Origin of the sequence: Actinomadura sp. WMMB 499, from assembly GCF_008824145.1 — a bacterium.
GTDB lineage: Bacteria > Actinomycetota > Actinomycetes > Streptosporangiales > Streptosporangiaceae > Spirillospora.
This window is the reverse complement of sequence record NZ_CP044407.1, coordinates 984921-1005178: the sequence shown is the minus strand read 5'-3', so window position 1 is coordinate 1005178 and position 20258 is coordinate 984921. Positions and strand designations below refer to the sequence as shown.

21 protein-coding genes are annotated in these 20258 nt (G+C 73.7%); 9 read left to right on the top strand and 12 right to left on the bottom strand.

Annotated features, from left to right (window positions below):
• Positions 1-124 precede the first annotated feature (124 nt).
• Complete coding sequence (locus F7P10_RS04310) at positions 125-1513, top strand: class I SAM-dependent DNA methyltransferase (protein ID WP_254716383.1); 1389 nt, start codon at positions 125-127, stop codon at positions 1511-1513.
• 29 nt (positions 1514-1542) lie between these two features.
• A complete protein-coding gene (locus tag F7P10_RS43885) occupies positions 1543-2091 on the top strand; it encodes a hypothetical protein (protein WP_254716382.1) in 549 nt (182 codons plus the stop codon).
• A gap of 189 nt (positions 2092-2280) precedes the next feature.
• Here F7P10_RS43885 and F7P10_RS04305 read toward each other — a convergent pair whose 3' ends face one another.
• The 5 genes from F7P10_RS04305 to F7P10_RS04285 all read right to left on the bottom strand — a co-directional run bounded on the left by F7P10_RS04305 (position 2281) and on the right by F7P10_RS04285 (position 5766).
• Positions 2281-2760 carry an NUDIX domain-containing protein gene (locus F7P10_RS04305; protein WP_254716381.1) on the bottom strand — a complete coding sequence of 160 codons (480 nt, stop codon included), beginning with the start codon at positions 2758-2760 and terminating at the stop codon, positions 2281-2283.
• A 72-nt stretch (positions 2761-2832) separates the two neighbouring features.
• Entirely contained in the window at positions 2833-3732 is a 900-nt protein-coding gene (locus F7P10_RS04300) for a transposase (protein ID WP_151007737.1), read from the bottom strand.
• A gap of 62 nt (positions 3733-3794) precedes the next feature.
• The gene (locus F7P10_RS04295; RefSeq protein WP_151008180.1) at positions 3795-4433 is read right to left on the bottom strand and encodes a GNAT family N-acetyltransferase; all 639 of its coding nucleotides are present in this window, start codon (positions 4431-4433) and stop codon (positions 3795-3797) included.
• Between the two features lie 38 nt (positions 4434-4471).
• Positions 4472-4777 (bottom strand): hypothetical protein, encoded by a 306-nt coding sequence (locus F7P10_RS04290; RefSeq protein WP_151008179.1) that lies wholly within the window; start codon positions 4775-4777, stop codon positions 4472-4474.
• A complete protein-coding gene (locus F7P10_RS04285) occupies positions 4774-5766 on the bottom strand; it encodes an aldo/keto reductase (protein WP_218040373.1) in 993 nt (330 codons plus the stop codon). The genes F7P10_RS04290 and F7P10_RS04285 overlap by 4 nt, the downstream gene beginning before the upstream one ends.
• Positions 5767-6143: 377 nt before the next feature.
• On the opposite strand from F7P10_RS04285, the gene F7P10_RS04280 reads away from it, so the two are divergent.
• Positions 6144-6953 carry an SGNH/GDSL hydrolase family protein gene (locus F7P10_RS04280; RefSeq protein WP_151008177.1) on the top strand — a complete coding sequence of 270 codons (810 nt, stop codon included), beginning with the start codon at positions 6144-6146 and terminating at the stop codon, positions 6951-6953.
• 97 nt (positions 6954-7050) lie between these two features.
• Here F7P10_RS04280 and F7P10_RS04275 read toward each other — a convergent pair whose 3' ends face one another.
• Complete coding sequence (locus tag F7P10_RS04275; RefSeq protein WP_176611293.1) at positions 7051-7986, bottom strand: lysylphosphatidylglycerol synthase domain-containing protein; 936 nt, start codon at positions 7984-7986, stop codon at positions 7051-7053.
• A gap of 169 nt (positions 7987-8155) precedes the next feature.
• Here F7P10_RS04275 and F7P10_RS04270 point away from each other — a divergent pair, with 169 nt between their 5' ends.
• Positions 8156-9325 (top strand): aminotransferase class I/II-fold pyridoxal phosphate-dependent enzyme, encoded by a 1170-nt coding sequence (locus F7P10_RS04270; RefSeq protein WP_151008175.1) that lies wholly within the window; start codon positions 8156-8158, stop codon positions 9323-9325.
• A gap of 10 nt (positions 9326-9335) precedes the next feature.
• Here F7P10_RS04270 and F7P10_RS04265 read toward each other — a convergent pair whose 3' ends face one another.
• The 4 genes from F7P10_RS04265 to F7P10_RS04250 all read right to left on the bottom strand — a co-directional run bounded on the left by F7P10_RS04265 (position 9336) and on the right by F7P10_RS04250 (position 13671).
• Positions 9336-10220, bottom strand: a complete 885-nt coding sequence (locus F7P10_RS04265; protein WP_151008174.1) for an oxygenase MpaB family protein — start codon at positions 10218-10220, stop codon at positions 9336-9338.
• A gap of 168 nt (positions 10221-10388) precedes the next feature.
• Complete coding sequence (locus tag F7P10_RS04260; RefSeq protein WP_151008173.1) at positions 10389-11579, bottom strand: lipid-transfer protein; 1191 nt, start codon at positions 11577-11579, stop codon at positions 10389-10391.
• Positions 11580-11762: 183 nt separating this feature from the next.
• Positions 11763-12824 carry a low specificity L-threonine aldolase gene (locus F7P10_RS04255; RefSeq protein ID WP_218040372.1) on the bottom strand — a complete coding sequence of 354 codons (1062 nt, stop codon included), beginning with the start codon at positions 12822-12824 and terminating at the stop codon, positions 11763-11765.
• 292 nt (positions 12825-13116) lie between these two features.
• Positions 13117-13671, bottom strand: a complete 555-nt coding sequence (locus F7P10_RS04250) for a hypothetical protein (protein ID WP_151008172.1) — start codon at positions 13669-13671, stop codon at positions 13117-13119.
• Positions 13672-14296: 625 nt separating this feature from the next.
• On the opposite strand from F7P10_RS04250, the gene F7P10_RS04240 reads away from it, so the two are divergent.
• On the top strand, positions 14297-15751 hold the full coding sequence (locus F7P10_RS04240) for a GAF domain-containing protein (RefSeq protein ID WP_218040371.1): 1455 nt from the start codon (positions 14297-14299) through the stop codon (positions 15749-15751).
• 24 nt (positions 15752-15775) lie between these two features.
• On the opposite strand, the gene F7P10_RS04235 is transcribed toward F7P10_RS04240, so the two are convergent.
• Entirely contained in the window at positions 15776-16531 is a 756-nt protein-coding gene (locus tag F7P10_RS04235) for a histidine phosphatase family protein (protein ID WP_151008169.1), read from the bottom strand.
• A gap of 46 nt (positions 16532-16577) precedes the next feature.
• Here F7P10_RS04235 and F7P10_RS04230 point away from each other — a divergent pair, with 46 nt between their 5' ends.
• A complete protein-coding gene (locus tag F7P10_RS04230) occupies positions 16578-16943 on the top strand; it encodes a hypothetical protein (RefSeq protein ID WP_151008168.1) in 366 nt (121 codons plus the stop codon).
• Between the two features lie 106 nt (positions 16944-17049).
• The gene (locus tag F7P10_RS04225) at positions 17050-17454 is read left to right on the top strand and encodes a hypothetical protein (protein ID WP_151017812.1); all 405 of its coding nucleotides are present in this window, start codon (positions 17050-17052) and stop codon (positions 17452-17454) included.
• Between the two features lie 56 nt (positions 17455-17510).
• On the opposite strand, the gene F7P10_RS04220 is transcribed toward F7P10_RS04225, so the two are convergent.
• Complete coding sequence (locus F7P10_RS04220) at positions 17511-18281, bottom strand: NERD domain-containing protein (protein WP_176611292.1); 771 nt, start codon at positions 18279-18281, stop codon at positions 17511-17513.
• A 443-nt stretch (positions 18282-18724) separates the two neighbouring features.
• On the opposite strand from F7P10_RS04220, the gene F7P10_RS04215 reads away from it, so the two are divergent.
• Together F7P10_RS04215 and F7P10_RS04210 are read left to right on the top strand one after the other, a co-directional pair.
• On the top strand, positions 18725-19642 hold the full coding sequence (locus tag F7P10_RS04215) for an endonuclease/exonuclease/phosphatase family protein (RefSeq protein ID WP_176611291.1): 918 nt from the start codon (positions 18725-18727) through the stop codon (positions 19640-19642).
• Between the two features lie 121 nt (positions 19643-19763).
• Positions 19764-20243 (top strand): hypothetical protein, encoded by a 480-nt coding sequence (locus tag F7P10_RS04210; RefSeq protein WP_151008167.1) that lies wholly within the window; start codon positions 19764-19766, stop codon positions 20241-20243.
• Positions 20244-20258: the final 15 nt, after the last annotated feature.

The window sequence follows — 20258 nt, the reverse complement described above, 5'->3', positions numbered from 1 at the left end:
CGGCGATGCGCGCTACCGTGAACCAGGTCAACCGGCTCGACGGCCCGGTACCGCTAGGGTGTGATCACTGAACGCCGCCTGAACGTCGGCTGGAGGGAGTGCTGGTGTGTCGAACGATGCGACGGTGACCGCTGCCGACATCGCCCGATTGGCGGGGGTGGGGCGCGCGGCGGTGAGCAACTGGCGGCGCCGCCACGACGACTTCCCGCTGCCGGTCGGGGGCACGGCCACCAGCCCGACGTTCTCGCTCGGGCAGATCGAGGGCTGGCTGCGCGACCAGGGCAAGCTGGCGGACCCGCCGGTCCGCGAGCGCGTCTGGCAGACCCTCCGGCAGGCCGCCGCGGGCGACGTCGAACTGTCCGACGTCATGACGTTCGCCGGGGCCTTCCTGCTCTCCCTGCACGCGGATCCCGCACGGTGGCGCGACCTGGCCGATGCCCCGGACGACCGGGCGGGCGCGGCCCTCGCCGAGGCGGTCCGCGCACGAACCGACCGGCTCCCCGCCTCCTTCGACGTCGCCGCGCACGCCCCGCTGGCGCGCGCGCTGGCCGGACTCGCGGACGAACTCGGCACGGCGGACGCGTTCGAGTTCCTCCGCACGCGCTACCTGGAGCACCACAGCCGCCGCGTGTACATGACGCCCGAACCGGTCGTCCGGCTGATGCTCGACTTCCCGACGGAAGCACCGAGCACCGTCCTGGACCCTGCCTGCGGCACAGGCGCGTTCCTGACCACCGCCCAGGACGTCTACAAGAACGTGCAAGCACTCCTGGGCCAGGAGATAGACGAGACGACCGCGCGCATGACCGCGGTACAGCTCGAACTGCGCGGGGCCCCGGCCGAAGTCCGTCCGGGCGACTCCCTGCGGGACGACGCGTTCGCCGGGCGCACCGCCGACCTCGTCGTCACGAATCCGCCGTTCAACGACCGCAACTGGGGCTACGAGGAGCTCACCGGCGACCCCCGGTGGGAGTACGGGCTCCCGCCCCGGATGGAGTCCGAACTCGCCTGGCTCCAGCACGGGCTCGCGCACGCCGCGCCCGGCGGCCTCGTCGCCATGCTGGTCCCCCGGCCGTCGCCGCCCGCCGGTCCGGCCGCCGCATCCGCGCCGAGCTGCTGCGCCGCGGCGCGCTGCGCGCGGTCGTCGGGCTGCCCGCGGGCGCCGTCCCGAACATGGCCGTCGCCGTGTCGGTCTGGGTGCTGCGCCGTCCCGCGCCCGGCGACCCGCCCGCCGACGACGTCCTCATGGCCGACGTGTCCGCCGAGCCCGACGCCTACCACGAGGCCGCGGTGGACGCGTGGCGCCGCTACCTCGACGGGCGTCCGCAGCGCGGCGCCGCGACCGTCGTCCGCATCATCGACCTGCTCGACGACGAGGTCGACCTCAACCCCGCGCGCCACCTGCCGCAGCGCGGCGCGCCCGCCACCGGGGGCGCCTTCACCCGCGAACGCGACCGTCTCGCGACCGCCGTCGCCGCGCTGCCCCGCAGCGTCGACGCGCTGTCGGCGCTGAAACAGTCCCGCGGCGGCGAGGAGCCCGCCATGACCACGATCGGCGAGCTGGCGAAGGCCGGCGTCCTGGAGATCCTGCGCGTCTCGCCCCGCATCCGGATGGACGAGGGCACCGTCCCCGTCCTCACGCTCGAGGACGCCGCCCGCGGGCGGGGCCCCACCGGTTCCGCGGCCCTCGACGAGGACCACGTCCGGATCCGGGCCCGCGACATCGTCGTCTCCCAGATCGCCCGGCACCCGATCGCGCGCGTCGCCGCCGAGGACGGCCCGGTCCTCGGGCCCGGCCTGACGATCGTCCGCGTCGACCCCGAACGCACCGACCCCGACTTCGTCGCGGGCTGGCTGCGGCTCGGCGCCCGCGGCGCGAGCCTGCGCAGCTCGACGTCGTCCGCCCGGTTCGACGTCCGCCGCGCCCGGCTGCCCCGCCTCACCCCCGCCGAGCAGGCCGGATACGGCGAGGCGTTCCGCCGCCTCACCGACCTCGAGACCGCCCTGCGCGCCGCCCGGGAGACCGGCGAGCAGGTGCTGGCCCTCGGCCTCGAGGGCCTCGGCGCCGGCACCCTGCGCCCCCGCACCTGACCCGGTCCGCCCCCGCCGCGCCTACGACCGGATCCTCGACCGCCGCCTCGCGGTCAAGTTCACCTCCGTCGGCGACGAGGTCCTGGCGTCCGGTGCGGCCACCGGCCACGGTCCGCGCGTGAGGTGAGCCGTGCCGACCCGTCCCTTCGGTGGAGGGCTCGCGCCGCCGGAGAACGGGGTCGCGGTGGGTCAGGGGAGGGTGGTGATGAGGGTGCGGAGGCGGGGGGACATCGCGGCGGGGAGGTCGTCGACGGGGAACCAGCGGGCCTCGAGGATCTCGGCGGGGTCGAGGTCGAGGCGTCCGCCGGTCACCTCGGCCTCGTAGTACGCCTCGACCCGGAAGCGGAACCCGCTCGCCACCCGGAGCGGGCGGTCGGCGACCGCGACCTTCAGGGACGTCTCCTCGCGGACCTCGCGCGCCACGCCGTCCTCGAGGCGTTCGCCCGCGTTGACGTAGCCGCCCGGCAGGCCCCACGCGCGGTACGGGGGCCAGAGGCGGTGCCGCAGCAGCAGGATGCGGCCCTCGTCGTCGCGGACGATCCCGCCCGCGTAGACGAGGAACGTCGGGTGCCGGAGGCGCGCGAGGCGCCACTGCACGCGCCCGCTCAGCTTCCTCCAGGCGGGCGCGATCATCCGGCGGGCCATCACGTCGGTCAGGCGTCCCCTCACCGGGCGAGTATGTCGCACCGCCCGCGCGGACGGGTGCCCTAGATCGTTGATGGGGGTTGTTGAGTGCCTCGGTCAGTGGTCATAGGCGATCAGTGACCGCTTGACCGGGGCGTCGATGAGCCAGTTGTGCCAGATGGCGGCGTTGAGGGCGCAGATGCGCTGGCACAGGCGCGTCCAGAGCCCTTCGGTGGTGCGTGCGGCGTGGCGTTCCAGTCCGAGCTGGTTCTTCAGGGTCCAGATGACGGCCTCGATGCGCTGGCGCAGCCAGGCCGGGAACACCTTGACAGGCGGCTCGGGCTCGTCCTGGCGCACCGGCCGGATCAGGAGGTGGCCCAGGCCGGCGGCGGTCTTCTCCACCTCGGCTCCGGCGAATCCCTTGTCGCACACGATCGGGCAGGGCCCCGGGGCGGGCGGCCGGGTGTGCAGCAGGTGGATCGCCTGCTTGCGCTCGTCCAGTTCCTTGGGGTGGGCCACGCTGAAAGAGCACACTGCGCCTTCGGGGGTGGTGATCAGCATGAGCTTGGCTCCCCAGTAGAAGGCGTGGTGGGACTTGTCCATGCCGTAGCCGGCGATCTCGCCCAGGGCGGAGCGGTGGACGGTGGTGCGGGAGGCGCCGCAGCGCAGCGGGGTGCCGTCCATCAGCCGCAGCCGGTCGTGCCAGGACGGGATCCGGCGGACCAGCCACGCCGCTGCGGCCGCCAGGGCGGGGGCGGCGTCGCGCAGGTGCCGGTTGTACTCGGACTGGCCGGGCAGCCGGGGGAACAGGTGCCCGATCCGTGCGGGCGCGGTCCGCAGCCACCGGCGCTCGGAATCGCACCCGAGCAGGACCTGGGCGATGGCGACGCAGACCAGTTCGGCGTCGTTGAGGGTCCGGGCGGGGCCGCGTCTGCGGGGCCGGTCGGCCGATCGCAGGACGTGGTCGTCCAGATGGACGTAGAGTGCGGTCAGAAGGGCGTCCAGGTTTGTCTTCACACACTGATCATGGGCGCCCTTCGCCATGCCCGCCGCCGGTTCGGCAAACCCCCATCAACGATCTAGGGGGCTCGCACCATCGTTTGCTGGTGCAATTTCTCGCCGTTGCTCCTGATTCCCGGGACGAACAGGGCCGGGCCGTGTTCGGTGAACCCCATGCGGCGGAAGAAACGTACGGCACGGGCGTTCTCGCGCAATGTCTGCAGATGGCAGCCGGGCGAGCCGAGCGTGCGGAGACGGTCGAGCCAGGCGTCCATCAGGCCGTCGGCGGCGCCGGTTCCGCGCGCCTCGGGCGCGACGTTGATGTGCAGGTGCGCCGGCCACCGCGGGTCGTCGAGGCCCTTCGCGGTGGGCCGGCGCCCGGCCGCGGCCCTCGCGATGTCGGCCATGCTGCGGGCGAAGAACGCGAGGGGCTTGCGGCGGAAGAGCAGGTGGTGTTTCCGGACGGCCCGTGTCAGCAGGACGTCCTCGCCGGGGAAGGCCGATGTGTCCGGGCAGCCGGTCAGGTAGCCGACGAGCCGCCCGCCGGAAACGGCGAGGAAGAGGGAATCGGGTTCGAGGTCCATGTAGGGGGTCAGGTAGACGGCGGCCTCGGACTCGGCGTGGTCCCACAATGATTCCGTGGGAGCTCCTTCTCCGGCGCGGACGAACAGTTCCCGCAGTTCGGCGCGATCGCCTTCCGTGAACGTCCGGATCTCCACCCAGCCCCCAGTTTCGTGGCCTCCGGCAGTATTCCAGATCAGGCGTATCGCAGGTCCGCTTTGGTGATTCCTTCGGTGGAGACGGTGAAGTCGTGATGCGCACGCCGCCCTTCGGAGCCGGACGTCGCCCGGTGGACGAGCGGTTCCCGCCCGTCCGGACGCCGTGCGGCGACCTCGAGGACGTGCGACGTCCCGCCGATGACCTCGTCGCGGGCCCGTGCCCGGATCGCCTCCCGGCCCGCGATGGTGCGCGCCACGTCGAGTTCCGGCGCCGGGGACGCGTCCCTCCCGCGGCCGGCCGGCAGCGCCGCCGCCGGGACCGCGGCGTATCGGCGCGCCCTCACCGGAGCAGGGTCCCGCCGGACGTGGTGACGTCCGAGAGCGCGTCGTCGATGCGGGCGAGGACGTCCGCGGACAGTTCGACGCGCGCGGACGCGAGGTTCTCCTCGATGTGCGCCGGGGTGCGGCTCCCGGGGATCGGGACGACGTCCGGCCCGCGGTGCAGCAGCCACGCGAGCGCCAGCCGGCCGGGGGAGACGCCGAGCTCCGAGGCGATCTTCTGTACCGCCGCGTAGGAGTCGCGGTTGGCGGCGAGGTTCGCGTCGTCGAAACGGGGATTGTTCTTCCGGAAGTCCCCGTCCTCGATCTTGTCGACCGTCCCGGTGAGGAACCCGGCGCCGAGCGGGCTCCAGGCCACGAGCCCGACGCCGAGCTCGCGCGCGGCGGCGAGGAGGCCGGGCTCCGCGGGCCGCCACATCGACCACTCGGTCTGGACGGCCTGCACCGGATGGACGGCGTGGGCGCGGCGGAGCTGGTCGGCGGTCACGTTCGACAGGCCGAAGTACCGGACGAGCCCGTCCGCGACGAGTTCGCCGACGGCGCCGGCGGTGTCCTCGATCGGAACCTGCGGGTCCGGGAAGTGCGGGTAGTAGAGGTCGATGACCTCGGTGCCCAGGTTGCGCAGGCTCTTCTCCGCGTAGCCCCGGATGTGCCGGGGATCGCAGTTGACCGCCAGCTCTCCGAACGCGAACCCGACGGGGAACGGGTGCGGCTCGACGCCGTCGGGCAGGCTGAAACCGAACTTCGTCGCGACCGCGATGCCGTCCCGGCGCCCTCGCAGCGCCCGGCCGACCAGCCGCTCGTTGTGGCCGTCGTCGCCGTAGCCGTCGCTGGTGTCGACGAACGTGGCGCCGTGGTCGAACGCGTGCCGCAGCGCCGCCAGGCCCCGCGCGTCGTCGCCCTCCCCGTACATGCCCGGCGACAGCACCATCGCGCCGAAGCCGATCGCGGACACTTCGAGGCGGCCGAGGGAACGGGTGGGAAGGGTGCTCACAGCATGCTCCTCAAGATCGGGATGCGTCCAAGCGTGGTCCCGGCGCCCCGTGGGCGTCCAAGACATGGCGTCATAGCCGATCGTTATGGACGCCGGGGCTGCCGGTCGCGGTGCGAGCGGGTCCCAGTTGCCGATCCCGACGGCCGTGCGGTCATCGGCGCGGGGTGAGGGGAGTGTCGCGGTCGCGGTCATTGAATATTTCGTGAATAGCGTGCGTGAGTCGGATTTATGGACGCTTGCCAATGATCTTTTAAGGGGTGGTGGGAGGGCATCAAGGGCGGAATGTGACAAAAGTGGTTGATCAGTTGGGTGGCTTGGAGGAATGGCGGTGCGGGTAAGAACCGGGGAACGCCCGATCTATTTTCCCCGGAGTGGTGATGCGTTTCTCCCGCCCCAGCCTGGCCGCACTCGGCGCGGCCGTCCTCGCCGCCGGCTCGATCGTCTGGCCCGCGTCCGCCTCGGCGGCCGGAGTCCGGTACGTCGCGCTCGGTGATTCGTACTCGTCCGGAACGGGCGCCGGGAATTACGATCCCGGCAGCGGTTCGTGCACGCGCAGCGCGAACGCCTATCCCAATCTGTGGGCCGCGCAGAACGAGACCGAGTCGTACGAGTTCGCCGCCTGTTCCGGCGCGACGTCGACGGACGTCGCGAGCGGCCAGCTGGGCGCGCTGAGCGGCGCGACGACGCTCGTCAGCATCACGGTCGGGGGCAACGACGCCGGGTTCTCCGACGTGATGCTGACGTGCGTGCTGCAGTCGACGTCGGCGTGCCAGAACCGGGTCGCCCAGGCCGAGCGGTACATCGCGAACACGCTGCCGGGCCGGCTCGACGACCTGTACGGGAAGATCCGCGACCGGGCGCCCGGGGCGCGGGTGGTCGTGCTCGGGTACCCCCGGCTCTACACGATCGTCAGCGGCTGCGTCGGGATCGGCAACACCAAGCGGAAGGTGCTGAACGGCGCCGCGGACGCCCTCGACGAGACGGTCGAGAAGGCCGCGGGCCGCGCCGGGTTCACCTGGTCGGACGTGCGCGACGAGTTCGACGGGCACGAGCTGTGCTCGGGCGACGACTGGCTCAACTCCGTCGCGTTCCCCTTCGAGGACTCCTACCACCCGACCGCCCGCGGCCACCGGCTCGGCTACCTGCCCGCGTTCACCGGGTCGACGGCGAGTGCCGCGCTGACCTGACCCGCGAGGGCGGCCGGGACCGCAGTCATCGAGCGGAGGCCGGACGTACGGGAGGCGTGCCGCCGGAACGAGTTAGTGATCTACAACGTAAAGGCGGTCACCGGCACAGCGTCCGGTAGGCGGCGAGCCCGACCGGCACCGGTCCCCAGTGCGTGACGACGCGGAACAGCAGGACCGCGTGGAGGGCCGGGCCGGTCGGGACGGCCAGCAGCGCGAGCGTCCCGACCAGCGCGGCCTCGGTGGAGCCGGCCCCGCCCGGCGTCGGCACCGCCGCGCCCGCCGCGGCCCCCACCATGTAGGCCGCGACGAGCGCGAGCGCGTCGCCGGGGCGCGCGGACGTCCCGGGCACGGCGAGCACGCTCAGCGCGAAGGCCGCGCCGACCGCGGCCGTCGCCGCGGCCGACGCGGTCAGCACCACCGCGAGATCGCGGGGCCGGCGGCACAGCTCGGTCAGCGTGGACACGGCGCGCCGGACGGCGGCGGAACGGGCGGCCCAGAGCGTCAGGGGGAGCAGCAGCAGTGCGGCCATGAGGGACGGGACGGGCGGAACCGCCCCGGCGATCCGCGCGGCCCGCGCGCCGAGCGCCCCGGCGAACCGGCCGTCCGGGCCGCCGAGCCCGACGACGAGGCAGAGCAGCGCGAGGTCGGCGGGGAGCCCGGCGACGCGCACCGCGGCGACGGTGACCGCTGCCCGTCCGGTCGTCGAGCCGTGCCTGGCCAGGTACCGGGTGTTGACGGCGAACGCCCCGAGGCCGCCCGGTGTGACCCGGTTCGCGGCGGACGCCGTGCACTGCGCCAGCGCCGTGCTCGCGAGCGGCAGCGGCCGCCCGGCGGCGGCGCGCAGCGCCACGGCCGAGAGCACGTAGTGCAGGGCCGTCAGGGCGATCAGCGGCGGGACGACGCCCCAGTGGACGTCCGGCAGGCGGGTCTCCCGGGCGGCGACCACCGCGATCGCGACGAGCGGCGCGGCGACGGCGGCGAGCGCGATCCGGCGGGTGCGCGTGGCGGGCGGGCGAGAGGCGGTCGGCTGCACGTCCCCTTTGTCCGGGCCGGACGTGACGCGCGCGCGACACGGGCCTGAACGCCGCCGGACCGTTCGCGGCACGTCCCGGCCCCTTGGCCGTTCCCATAGATCCTTTTCACATGCTGAATAGGTCGCGCTACAATGAGTGACGTATCCGTGACGGGGGAGAGTGACGGCGATGACCAGCGCCCACCAGCGCCTTGGCGAACGCATCAGGGATTTCCACGGAGCGGGCGACGCGCCCCGGGTGCCGCGCCCGCGCGCGCCCGACGCGCCCGGCGCCGACCGGACGGTCGTGCTGACCGGTAGCGACTACCTGGCGCTCGGTCGGCACCCGGCGATCAACGGGGCGATGATGGCCGGGCTGCGGTCGGCGGACGCCGGGGAGGCCGTCTCCCGGACGCGGCGCCCGCCCGCCGACCATCCGCAGATCGCGCTGGGCGACGCGTTCGCGCGCCACATGGGCGCGCGGGCCGGTGTGCTGTGCCCGTCCGGCTGGACGGCCAACACCGGATTGATGCAGGTGGTGGCCGGTCCGGACGTGCCGGTGTACCTGGACGCGCTGGCGCATCTCTCGCTGTGGGAAGGGGCGCGCGCGGCCGGTGCGGAGGTCGCGTACTTCCGGCACAACGACGTCGATCACCTGCGGCGGCGGATCGACGTCGGCGGGTCCGGCGTCGTCGTGGTCGACGCGGTGTACGGGACGAGCGGGGCGCGCTGCCCGCTCGACGTGCTCGTCCGGCTGGCGGAGGAGCGCGACTGCCTGCTGGTGGTGGACGAGTCGCATTCGCTGGGCGTCCGGGGCGAGCGGGGCGAAGGGCTGGTGGGGGAACTGGGGCTGGGCGGCCGCGTCGACTTCCGCACCGCGAGCCTGTCGAAGGCGCTGCACGCGCGGGCGGGTTTGATCGTCTGCGATCGTCCGGGTTTCGCCGACTACTTCGTGGACACGGCGTTCCCGGCGGTGTGCGGCTCGACGCTGGCGCCGCACGAGTTGGCGGGGCTGCGGGCGGCGCTGGACATCGTGCGGGACGAGGGCTGGCGGCGTGCGCGGCTGCGCGACGTGACGCGCCGCCTCCGGGACGGGCTGGCCGAGCTGGGGTACCGGCTCGTCGACGCCGACACCCAGATCGTCGGGGTGGAGACGGGGACGGAGCCGGGCGCGCTGCTGCTGCGAGACGCGCTGATGGCGCGGGACGTGTTCAGCGCCGCGCTGTTCCAGCCGGCGGCGTCGCCGCACCGCAACCTCGTCCGGCTGTCGGCGCACGCGGGGCTGACGGACGGCGATGTGTCCCTGATCCTCGCGGTGTGCCGGCAGGTTCGCGACCGGATCCCGCGGCCCCGGACCTGATCCGCGGCGTTCAGGCGGCGGGGATGTAGCGCTGGTCGCGGGTGCGGGCGCCGATGTAGCGGAGCATGTTGCGCAGTGCCCAGTGGTTGAGGCCGGTGGGGATCATCCGGTAGCCCTGCCGGTTCGCCGCGGCCAGTGCGGCGAACCGTGCCTGGTCGAGGGTGCTCCAGGGGATGTCGAAGCGGTCGCGGACGATGGCCGGGAGGCATCCGAAGGTGACCAGCCGCAGGGGGCGCTCGGCGACGATCCGTCCGGCGCGGTCGAGGCGGGGGCCGCCGACGGGCAGCAGGGTGACGGTGTCGGAGCCGTGTTTGGCGATCTCCAGTGCGCGCGCGGCGGCGGGGGTGAGTTCGAGGCGTTCGGCGCAGATGTGCCAGAACTTGGACTGGAACGCGGCGTAGTCGGCGGGGACGGGGCGCATGCTGACGCCGTAGCGGGAGTACCAGGTGACGGTCTCGGCGTACATACGCTCGCGGTCCTCGGCGGTGCGGGAGCCGGGGTGGAAGAGTTCGGCGGCCTTGAAGATCTCCCAGGTGAAGGTGGCGTGCGCCCACCAGAACGTCTCGGGTTCGAGGGCGTGGTAGCGGCGGGCGCGCTCGTCGACGCCGCCGATGCCGCGGTGCAGGTCCCGGATGTCGCGGCCGCGGGCGTCGGCGTCGGAGTCGGGGGTGAGGATCGTGGCCCAGATCTGCGGGACGGACCGGTGGATGCGGTCGAACGGGGCGTCGAAGAACGCGGAGTGCTCGGACACGCCGGCGCCGATCGCGGGGTGCAGCAGCTGCAGGAGTCCGGCGGCGGCGCCGGGCAGCAGGGAGCGGACGTCGGCGGCGTGCCGCCAGAGCAGGGTGCCGGGGCCGAGCGGGGCGCGGGCGGGCGTCGGGGGCGAGGCGGGCATCGCACCTCCTGATCGATGTCTGCTCACCTCGAGCGTAGGGGCGCGGACCCGCTGAGACAAGAGTCAGTATTTGTCGCATGTGCGGGTGGTGGAACGCGAACCGGGCCCGTCCGTCCGGACGGCCGTGCCCCCGGACGGACGGGCCCGGTCGGGGCGCCGTCCCGTGCGTCAGGCGGTGGCGGGCTTGTAGACGGCGACGGCGCAGGCGCTGCCGAGGCCGATGTTGTGCTGCAGGGCGACGCGGGCGCCGTCCACCTGCCGGGCGCCGGCCTTCCCGCGCAGCTGCCAGGTCAGCTCGGCGCACTGGGCGAGGCCGGTGGCGCCCAGCGGGTGGCCCTTGGAGATCAGGCCGCCGGAGGGGTTGACGACCCACTTGCCGCCGTAGGTGGTGGCCTGATCGTCGATCAGCTTGTGCCCCTCGCCGACCGCGGCCATGCCGAGCGCCTCGTAGGTGATGAGCTCGTTGGCGCTGAAGCAGTCGTGCAGCTCGATGACGTCGACGTCCTCGATGGCGACCCCCGCCTCGTCCATGGCGGCGCGGGCGGCCCGCCGCGAGCAGCCGAAGCCGACGACGTTGATGGAGGAGTTGTCCTCGAAGCTGTCGGGGGTGTCGGTGGTGATGTTGTGCCCGGCGATCTCGACGGCCCGGTCCCACAGGTCGTTCTCGTCGAGGAACCGCTCGCTGACGACGAGCGCGGCCCCGGCGCCGTCGGAGGTGGGGGAGCACTGCAGCTTGGTGAGCGGGTCGAACACCATCGTGGCGTTCTTGATGTCGTCGAGGGAGTACTCGTCCTGGAACTGGGCGTACGGGTTGTTCACCGAGTGCTTGTGGTTCTTCCAGCCGATCCAGGCGTAGTGGTCGGGGGTGGAGCCGTACTTCTCCATGTGCTCGCGGCCGGCGTTGCCGAACATCTGCGGCATGGGCGCCTTGTCCATCTCCCACTCGCGGCCGGAGGTCATCGAGCGGAGGTGGTGGTCGATGATGGTGACCTTGGAGTCCATGCCCGCGCCGAGGGAGCCCTTCTTCATCTTCTCCATGCCGAGGGCGAGGGCGCAGTCGGCCAGGCCGCCGCGGACGGCCTGGCGGGCGAGGAAGAGCGCGCTGGATCCGGTGGCGCACGCGTTCATGACGGTCATGACCGGGATGCCGGTCATGCCGGTCTCGTAGAGGGCGCGCTGGCCCATCGACCCGTACATCGAGCCCGCGTAGGCCATCTCGATCTTGTCGTAGCCGACGCCGGCGTCCTGGAGGGCGTTGCCGACGGCCTCCTTGGCCATGTCGGGGTACTCCCAGTCGCGGGAGCCCGGCTTCTCGAACTTGGTCATGCCCACGCCGACGACGAAGGTGCGGTTGGCCATCAGGCTCGCCTCTCTCGTACCGAATCCAGTTCGGACCACGATAACCCGGAGGTGCGTCCAAGCGTTCGCTTGGTTCCCGATGGCCGGGATGGCCGCGGCCCGTCGCCGCAGCCCGTCGCCGCGGCTCGTCGCCGCGGCTCGACGCTGCCCGTCGCCGCAGTTTGACGCGGTGGGACGGACGCGTCAGCCCGGCAGTTCCGCGGCGAGCGCCCCGACGAACGCGTCGACGTCCTCCTCGGTGGTGTCGAACGAGCACACCCAGCGGACCTCGCCCGTCCGGTCGTCCCACACGTAGAACGCGAACCGCTCGCGGAGCCGCTCGCACACGTCCTTCGGCAGGATCGCGAACACCGTGTTGGCCTGCACCGCCTGGGTGATCTCGACGCCGGGCAGCGCCCCCGCCCCGGCGGCCAGCCGCCGCGCCATCGCGTTGGCCCGCGCGGCGTTGCGGTGCCACAGGTCGCCCTCGAGCAGCGCCGCGAGCTGCGCCGACACGTACCGCATCTTCGACGCGAGCTGCAGGCTCGACTTGCGCAGGAACTCCACGCCCCGCGCCGCGTCCGGGTTCAGCACGATGACCGCCTCGCCGAGCAGCAGCCCGTTCTTCGTGCCGCCGAACGACAGGACGTCCACGCCCGCGTCGGTGGTGAGGGCCCGCAGCGGGACGTCCAGCGCGGCGGCGGCGTTGGCCAGGCGGGCGCCGTCCATGTGGACGCCCAGGCCGCGCTCGTGCGCCGCCGCCGCGATCGCCGCGATCTCGTCCGGCGTGTAGACGGTCCCGAACTCGGTGCTCTGGCTGATCGACACGACGGCGGGCTGCGCGCGCTGCACGCTGCCGAAGCCGACGGCGAGCCGTTCCACCGCCGCGGGCGTCAGCTTGCCGTCCGGGGCGGGCGCGGTGACGAGCTTGATCCCCGCGATCTTCTCGGGGGCGCCGCACTCGTCGGTGTGGATGTGCGCCGAGTCCGGGCAGATCACCGCGCTCCACCGCTCCGACATCGCCTGCAGCGCCACGACGTTGGCGCCCGTCCCGTTGAACACCGGGTACACCTCGGCCCGCGCCCCGAACCGGTCGCGGACGATCTCGCCGAGCCGCGCGGTGACCGGATCGTTGCCGTAGGCGGGCTGGTGCCCCTCGTTCACCGCGGCGAGCGCCGCGAGGATCTCGGGGTGGACGGTCGCCTGGTTGTCGCTGGCGAATCCGCGGCGGGCGGCGGGGGAGGAGGTCGGTTCCGGAGCGGTCAAGGCGGTTTCCGTTCGGCTGGACGACAGGGGACGCGTCCCGGCGGCGCGGCGCCGCCGGGGGAGGGCGGACGGGATGTCAGGGACCGGCGGCCGCGCACCACGCGAACGCACCGCACGTAGGCACGGTGGCACGCCGCACGCGGGGTGCACCGGTGCACGTCACACGGGCACGCCGCACCGCCGTGCGCAGCCGCGCCGCGCCGCGCCGCAACACACGCCACGGAGACGCCGCGGCGCGGGTCCTGAAGTGACGATACGCCCGGTCGGTGATCGGGGGAGTCGCGGGACGGGGTCAGGCGGGGCGGTCGGTGATGTTCTGGACGGGCGCGGGTTCGGGCCCGGTGGTGTGCAGGACCAGGCGCGCCCGCAGCGAGTCGAGGTCGTCGCCGAGGCGGGCCATGTTGGCCTGGACGTCCCGCCACAGGCCCGTCCGCTGCTCGAGCTGCGCGACGCGGGAGCGCAGGTCGTCGAGGCGGCGGTCCGCGGTCTCCAGCCGGGTGCCCTGGTCGGCGCTCTCCCGGCCGACGCGGACCAGGCCCGCGACGATCGCGGACACGTCCCGTTCGGTGTCGTCGATGCGCTCGTCGATGCGCGGCAGGAGGCGGTCGTTGAGCTGCGCGACGAGCGAGTCGAGTTCGGTGCGCAGCGCCCGCAGCTCCGCGTCGCGGGTGCGGACGGCGTCCTCGAGAGCGCGCAACCGCGCGGTGTGGGAGGGGAGCAGCCGTTCGAGGTCGGCCGACCGTTCCAGGTCTCTGCCCAGTCTGCTCAGGAGGGCGGCGCCTCCCCGCAGGTGGCGTTCCGCCTCCGCGGCGGCACGGCGGACGAGACCCGGGATAACGGTCATCATGCTCCCCCCAGGGGCCGGCGTCAGGATGCTCCTTTAACTCTAAGGGAACGGGGCATGAACGGTTTACCCGATTCACGTGTCGTTTCGGTGAAGTGGGGCCGGTGGTCCGAACCGTCCCGCGGCGGTGCGCGGGGCGCCGGCCGCCGGCCTCCGCGCGCCCCGCGGCGCCGCCGGGACGTCCGGTGTGGACGGGCGTGCCGGACGCCCCCGCGCGGGCGGGAGCGGGGCGACGCACGTGCACAGGCCCCGCCGGAGGATGAGAAGTGCGCGGTCGGCAGTGTAGTCCGCCCGGTCGAGTGCCGGGCGGACGCGATGACAGGTCAGGCACAGCAATGTTCCATCCTCCCCCTGGTCGCCGGGACGGGCCGACCTCGTCGTCGGCCCCGGCCCGCCGCCCCGCACGCATTCCCCCCGGACGCGCGCGGGGCGGCGGGACCCCCTCGGGAGGCCCCTCGGCCCCCGGCGCTCGGTACGGTAGAGCGCCGCACGTTGCATGCACGTTGCGACCGTCCGGTTACACTCCGTCGCCAAAAACGTGCCGCCGGGTTCCCGGGAACCGGTTGCGCGGCCCTCGGATTCGGCCGATCCTCAAACCCCGATGTGTCCGTTCCGGGGGAGCCAGCCCATGGTCACGAAGGAACGCGCGGCCGGCCCGCGGCCGCCGATCGCCGAGTCGTGGCGGCGTGCCAGGGAGGCCGGTGTGGACGCCGGGGTGCCGTCGGCGCCGCTGGTGTTCGACCGCGACGTCCTCGCCGACGCCCGCGCCGCCCATCCGCTCGCGCCGCACCTGCCGCTGCTCAAGGAGCTGCTGCGCGGCGTCGCCGACGAGACCGAGCACCTGCTGGTGATCACCGACGAGGCGGGCCGGGCGCTGTGGACGCAGGGGCCGCGCCGGACGCGGCGCGCCGCCGAGCGGATCGGGCTGCTGGAGGGGTTCTGCTGGGCCGAGGACTCGGTCGGCACCAACGGCATCGGCACCGCGCTCGCCGCGGGGCGGCCCGAGCACGTCTACGCCGCCGAGCACGTCGCGCACGTCCTGCACGGATGGTCGTGCGCGGGCGCGCCGGTCACCGACCCCGACAGCGGACGGGTGATCGGCTGCGTCGACGTCAGCGCGACCGTCGACCGGCTGCATCCGGCGATGGCCGCGCTGGTCGCCGCGGCGGCGCGGCTCGCCGAGTCCCGGCTGGAGCTGGAGATGCGGTGCCGGGACGAGCGGCTCCGCGAGCGCTACCTGCGGCACCTGCACGGGCTGCCCGGCGCCGCGACGCTGGTCACCGCGACCGGCCGGATCCTGGCGGGCGGGCCGGACGGGTGGCGCGGGCGGCGGCTCGCGGTCCCCGAACCGGGCGCGACGATCGCGCTGCCGGACGGCCGCCCGATGTTCGCCGAACCGCTCGGGGAGGTGTACCTGCTGCGCCCGCGGGCCGCCCGCGCGGCCGCCCGTCCCGCGGTCCCGGCCGGTGCGGCGTCCCGTCCGGCGGGGGACGGGCCGCTGCTGGCGCTGACGCTGCTGGGCGCCGACCCGCCGGTGGCCCGGGTGGACGGGCGCCCGGTGCCGCTGACGCTGCGGCACGCGGAGATCCTCGCGCTGCTGGCGCTGCACCCGCAGGGCCTGAGCGGCGACCGGCTGTCCTGGCTGCTGTACGGGGACGAGGGCACCCCGGGCACCGTCCGCGCGGAGATCCACCGGCTCCGCGACCGGCTCGGCGGGCTGGTGCGCGCCCGCCCCTACCGGCTCGACTGCGCGATCGACGCCGACTTCCGGACCGTCCGCCGGCTGCTGGACGAGGGGGACGTCCCGGCCGCCGCGCGGCTGTACGCGGGGGAGTTGCTGCCCCGCTCGGACGCGCCCGCCGTCCGCGCCGAGCGCGACGAGCTGGCGGTGCTGATGCGGCGGCAGGCCCTCGACCGGGGCGGCGCGGAGGCGCTGTGGGCGTACGCGCAGACCGAGCCCGGACGGGGGGACCTGGAGGCGCTCGAGCGGCTCGGGGCGGTGCTTCCGCCCGGCGACCCCCGCCGCGCCGCCGTCACGACCCGCAGCGACCGCCTCCTCAGCGACGGCGACGCCGTCGTCTGACCGGCGGGTGCGGGGCGGCTCGGGTCACAGGTCGGCCGGGCCGAGGTCGGCCGGGTCGGTGGCCGCGGGCATGCCGAGGGCGGTGAGGTGGGTGCTGTCGTTGTAGGCGACGGCGCGCAGGGGGCCGCCGTCACCGTGCCAGCGGGTCAGCGAGCAGTTGCCGATCGGCTCCTTCTCGATCTCCATGATCTCCTGCTCCGACAGCTCCTCCACCAGGTAGCGGGTCACGACGACGATCGCGTCGTGCGTCACGACCAGGGCGCGGCCGCCGGGGGCGTCGGCCTGCAGGTCGCGGTAGAAGGAGCGCAGCCGCAGCGCCAGGTCGGCCCATGACTCCCCGCCGGGCGGGCGGTGGTAGAACTTGCCGAGCCGCCGCGCCCGGTCGAACTCGGCGGGGAACCGGCGCCGCACCCCGCGCGCGGTGAGGCCCTGCAGGACGCCCTGCTCGCGGTCGCGGAGCCGTTCGTCCACGCGCAGGGGCGGCCCGCCCGGGGCGGCCCAGGACGTCTGCGCGAGCGCGATCCGGGCGGTGTCGAGCGCCCGCAGGTAGGGGGACGAGACGATCACGGTGGGGCGCTCGTCCGCGGGGAGGCCGGCGAGGTGGCGGCCGAGGGCCTCGGCCTGGGCGCGGCCCAGGTCCGACAGCGGGACGTCCGCGTCCCGCTCGGGGATGCCGGCGTCCTCGGCGCCCGTGTGCTCCGCCTCCCGCCAGGCCAGGTTGCCGGTGCTCTCGCCGTGCCGGGTCAGGGTCAGCCATCGCAGCGCTCTCACGCCCGTCATGCTGCCACGGACGCTGTGCTCTACACGCGGTAGTACTCTGGTCGGCGTGACGAACGTGCTGGCGACCGCGGTCATCGTGACGGCCCTGCTGACGGCCGGATACGCACTGGTCACCGCGGTGCGTGACCGGCCGATGAGCGTCGGTCACCTGGTGGTGCTCGGCGTCCTGGAGATCCTGCTGATCGCGCAGGCCGTCGTGGGATTCGTCAAGCTCGGCGGCGGCGAGGGGCCCGATCCCGCGACGACCTTCGCGGGCTACCTGATCGGGATCCTGCTGATCCCTCCGGCGGGCGCCGGGTGGGGGCTGCTGGAGCGCACCCGGTGGGGTCCGGGCGTCATCGTGGTCGCCGGGCTCGCCGTCGCGGCGATGGTGGTCAGGATGAACCAGCTGTGGAGCGGGACCGTTGCCTGAGACCGAGCCCGAGATCGGGGACGACCGGCCCGGGGCCCGCGCGGACGGCGGCGCCCGCGCCGGCGCCGATGCCCGCGCGGGCGGCACCGGGAGCGGACCGGGGCGGCTGCTGGTCGCCGTCTACGCGATCTTCGCGCTGGCGGCCGGGGCCCGGGCCGGGGTGCAGATCGCCACGGAGTTCGGGGACGCGCCGGTCGCCTACACGCTGTCGGCGGTCGCCGCCGCCGTCTACGTCCTGGCGACGGTGGCGCTCGCGCTCGGCGGGCGCGCCTCGTTCCGCATCGCGGTGGCGGCCTGCTCGATCGAGCTGGCCGGCGTGCTGGTGGTGGGGACGCTCAGCCTCGCCGATCCCGCGGCGTTCCCCGACGAGACCGTCTGGTCCGGGTACGGGCGCGGCTACGGGTTCGTACCGCTGGTGCTGCCGGTGCTGGGGCTGCTGTGGCTGCGCCGCACCGCCCGCGCGGGCGGCGGGACCCTCGCGGGCGGTGGGCGCCCCGCGGGCGGCGCCTGACGGCACCGGCCGCGGGTGTTCGGGGGGCGGCATCAACGCTCCGGGGCTCGGGCGGGTCAGGCCGCGGCCGTCATCTGCCGGCCCCCGATCGGGAGGGCGAGCACGGCCGCGCGCATGATCGCGTCGATCTCGTCGGCGGTGTAGTCGGCGGACGGGTTGCGGCTCATGTACCGCAGCAGCCGCGCCGGGGTGCCGAACACGATGCCGTCGGCGGTGAACAGCCGCGCCCGGCGGGGCATCTCGCCGCCGTGCACGGCCAGCAGGGGGCGCACCTTCACGGGGGTTCCGGCGCCCGCGGAGATCAGGTCCGCGGCGGCTTCGGCGCGCGCGGTGATCTCGCGGACCAGCTTGGTCTTGGTGCGGCCGTCGACGAACAGCCGCCCGCCGTGGTGGGACAGCTCGGCGTCGGGATGCCACGCCTCGTTGTGCACCAGCCACAGGCCGTCGGAGCCGATGACCAGCTGGTCGGCGGTGCCGTGCCCGGGGACCGTGCGGGCGTGCAGCACCCGGTGGCCGCGCCGTTCCCGGGTGAGCCGCAGCAGCCGCCCCATCCGCTCCTCGCCGCGCAGCCCGAGCCGCCACACCCGCGAGGCGCGGTAAATGCGCCAATGGACGAACGTGTCCGCGCCGGCGACCAGCAGCGCCAGGGCGATTCCGAAAACCCCGCTGACCAGCAGGCCCGCCGCGAGCAGCGTCCCGCCGGCCAGAATTGCGCGCGTCCGCAACCGCTTTTTCCGGTCGCGCTGCCAAAGGTCCTCGTAGACGGCCTGCGGGGAGCCGCCGGTGAAGGCGGCGCGGTCCCGCAGATAGATGGAGCTGCCGATCATCCCGAACCTCCTGGCATCCTGCGACTACGACTTCATTATGCGGATACCCGGTGGAATGTCGCCAGATGGGGAGTGGTGACGTATGTCAAACGGCAAAGCAATCTTCCACCCGCCGGAAGCATTGCCCACCTGCCCTTTCGTGTGCAACCGGGTGGTGGTTCCGAGGGCGAACTTTGACTTCTTGTCGACCAATCCCGAAAGGCTCGGTGCAACTATCACCGTAACGCACGGGGCCCTTTTCGCGACGGTGGCATTTCTCACACGGTCGATCACGCTGCGGCACCGCGCGCGGCGCTCCTCCCGGCCGTCCGCGATGCCGTCCGCGGCGGCGTTCGGCACCCGTCCGCCGGCGTTCACGGGCCGTCCCCTTGCCGCGGTTCCGGGGCCGGGTTACCTTTCGCCCAATATCCGAATGTTCTTCATATCGCGGATCGGAGCCGCCGATGCGACGGAGCCTGCGCGTTCTCACCCTGACGGCGGCGGCGTCGCTGATCGCCGCCGTCCCGGTGCTCACGACCGGTCCCGCCCACGCCGGGGAGACGACGGCGTCCGGCACGTTCAGCGCCCTCACCTACAACGTCGCCGGCCTCCCCGAGTTCCTCTCCAGCGCCCCGACGCCCCGCCGGGAGGCGCACCGGGCCATCGGGGAGAGGATCGCCCCCTTCGACATCGTCAACGTGCAGGAGGACTTCAATTACCACGCCTACCTCTACGAGACGAACGACCACCCGTACCGGACGCCGACCAGCGGCGGCGTGCCCTTCGGCAGCGGACTGAACAGCCTGCACCACCTGCCCTACGACGGGCTCGACCGCGTCACGTGGGACGACTGCTTCATCGGTTCGGGCGACTGCCTCACGCCCAAGGGCTTCTCGTTCCACCGCGTCCGGCTGGCCGAGGGCGTCCACCTGGACGTCTACAACCTGCACGCCGACGCGGGATCCCTGCCGGGCGACGAGGCGGCGCGCCGGGCGAACCACGCGCAGCTGACGTCCTACATCGGTGCCCGCTCGGCGGGGAACGCCGTGCTGGTCATGGGCGACACGAACACCCGCTACACGCGCGAGGGCGACCGCATCGCCGAGTTCGCCGCCGACAACGGCCTCACCGACGCGTGGGTGCGGCTCGCCCGCGGCGGCCGGGCGCCCGCGCCGGGAGACCCCGCGCTCACCTGCGCCGAGGTCGATCCCGGCACCGGATGCGAGGTCGTCGACAAGATCCTCTACCGCGGTGGCGGGGGCCTGCGGCTCGACGCCACGGGCTACGCCAACCTCGACGCCGGCTTCCGGGACGCCGAGGGACGCAAGCTGTCCGACCACTTCCCCATCGCCGCCGACTTCCGCTGGAGCGTCGTCTCCTGACCTCCGGGCAGGGCGCGGTGGACCGGACGTCAACGAACTGTGCACGTTCGATCAAGCGGAGCGGGCCCCGGGCGGTGCATGCTGGGACCGGGTGGGCGGCAGTATCCGGGAGGAACCTTTCATGTCTTGGACGTACCGGCGCACGGTCGCGCGTGCCGGGGTGGCCCTCGGGCTCGTGCTCGCCTCGACGACGCTCATGGCGGCGCCCGCCTCGGCCCACACCATCCGCGAAGCCGTCGTCGCGGGGTCGGGGTGCGGCTGGTCGAACGGCGACTACAGGATCCTCACCAGGGAGGATCTCTGGGACAACAAGAACAACATGCCCCTGGGGGAGGTCTACGTGCTCTGGAGCGGGAGCTATCAGGAGAACTGCGTGGTCACCCTGAGGGTCGGCCGGGCGGACGGCGTCCGCAGCTACACCGAGGCCGTCCTGGAGCGCAGGGGCATGAAGACCCTCACGGACGAGGGGAACTACGCCCACTACGCGGCGGTGAGCGGCTACGCCGCCGGAACGTGCATCAGGTGGACGGGATCCATCAAGGCGATCTACGGCGGCGGGATCTACGGCACCACCACCACCGAGTGGCGGTACTGCGGTTAGGCCCGCCGGGGAGCG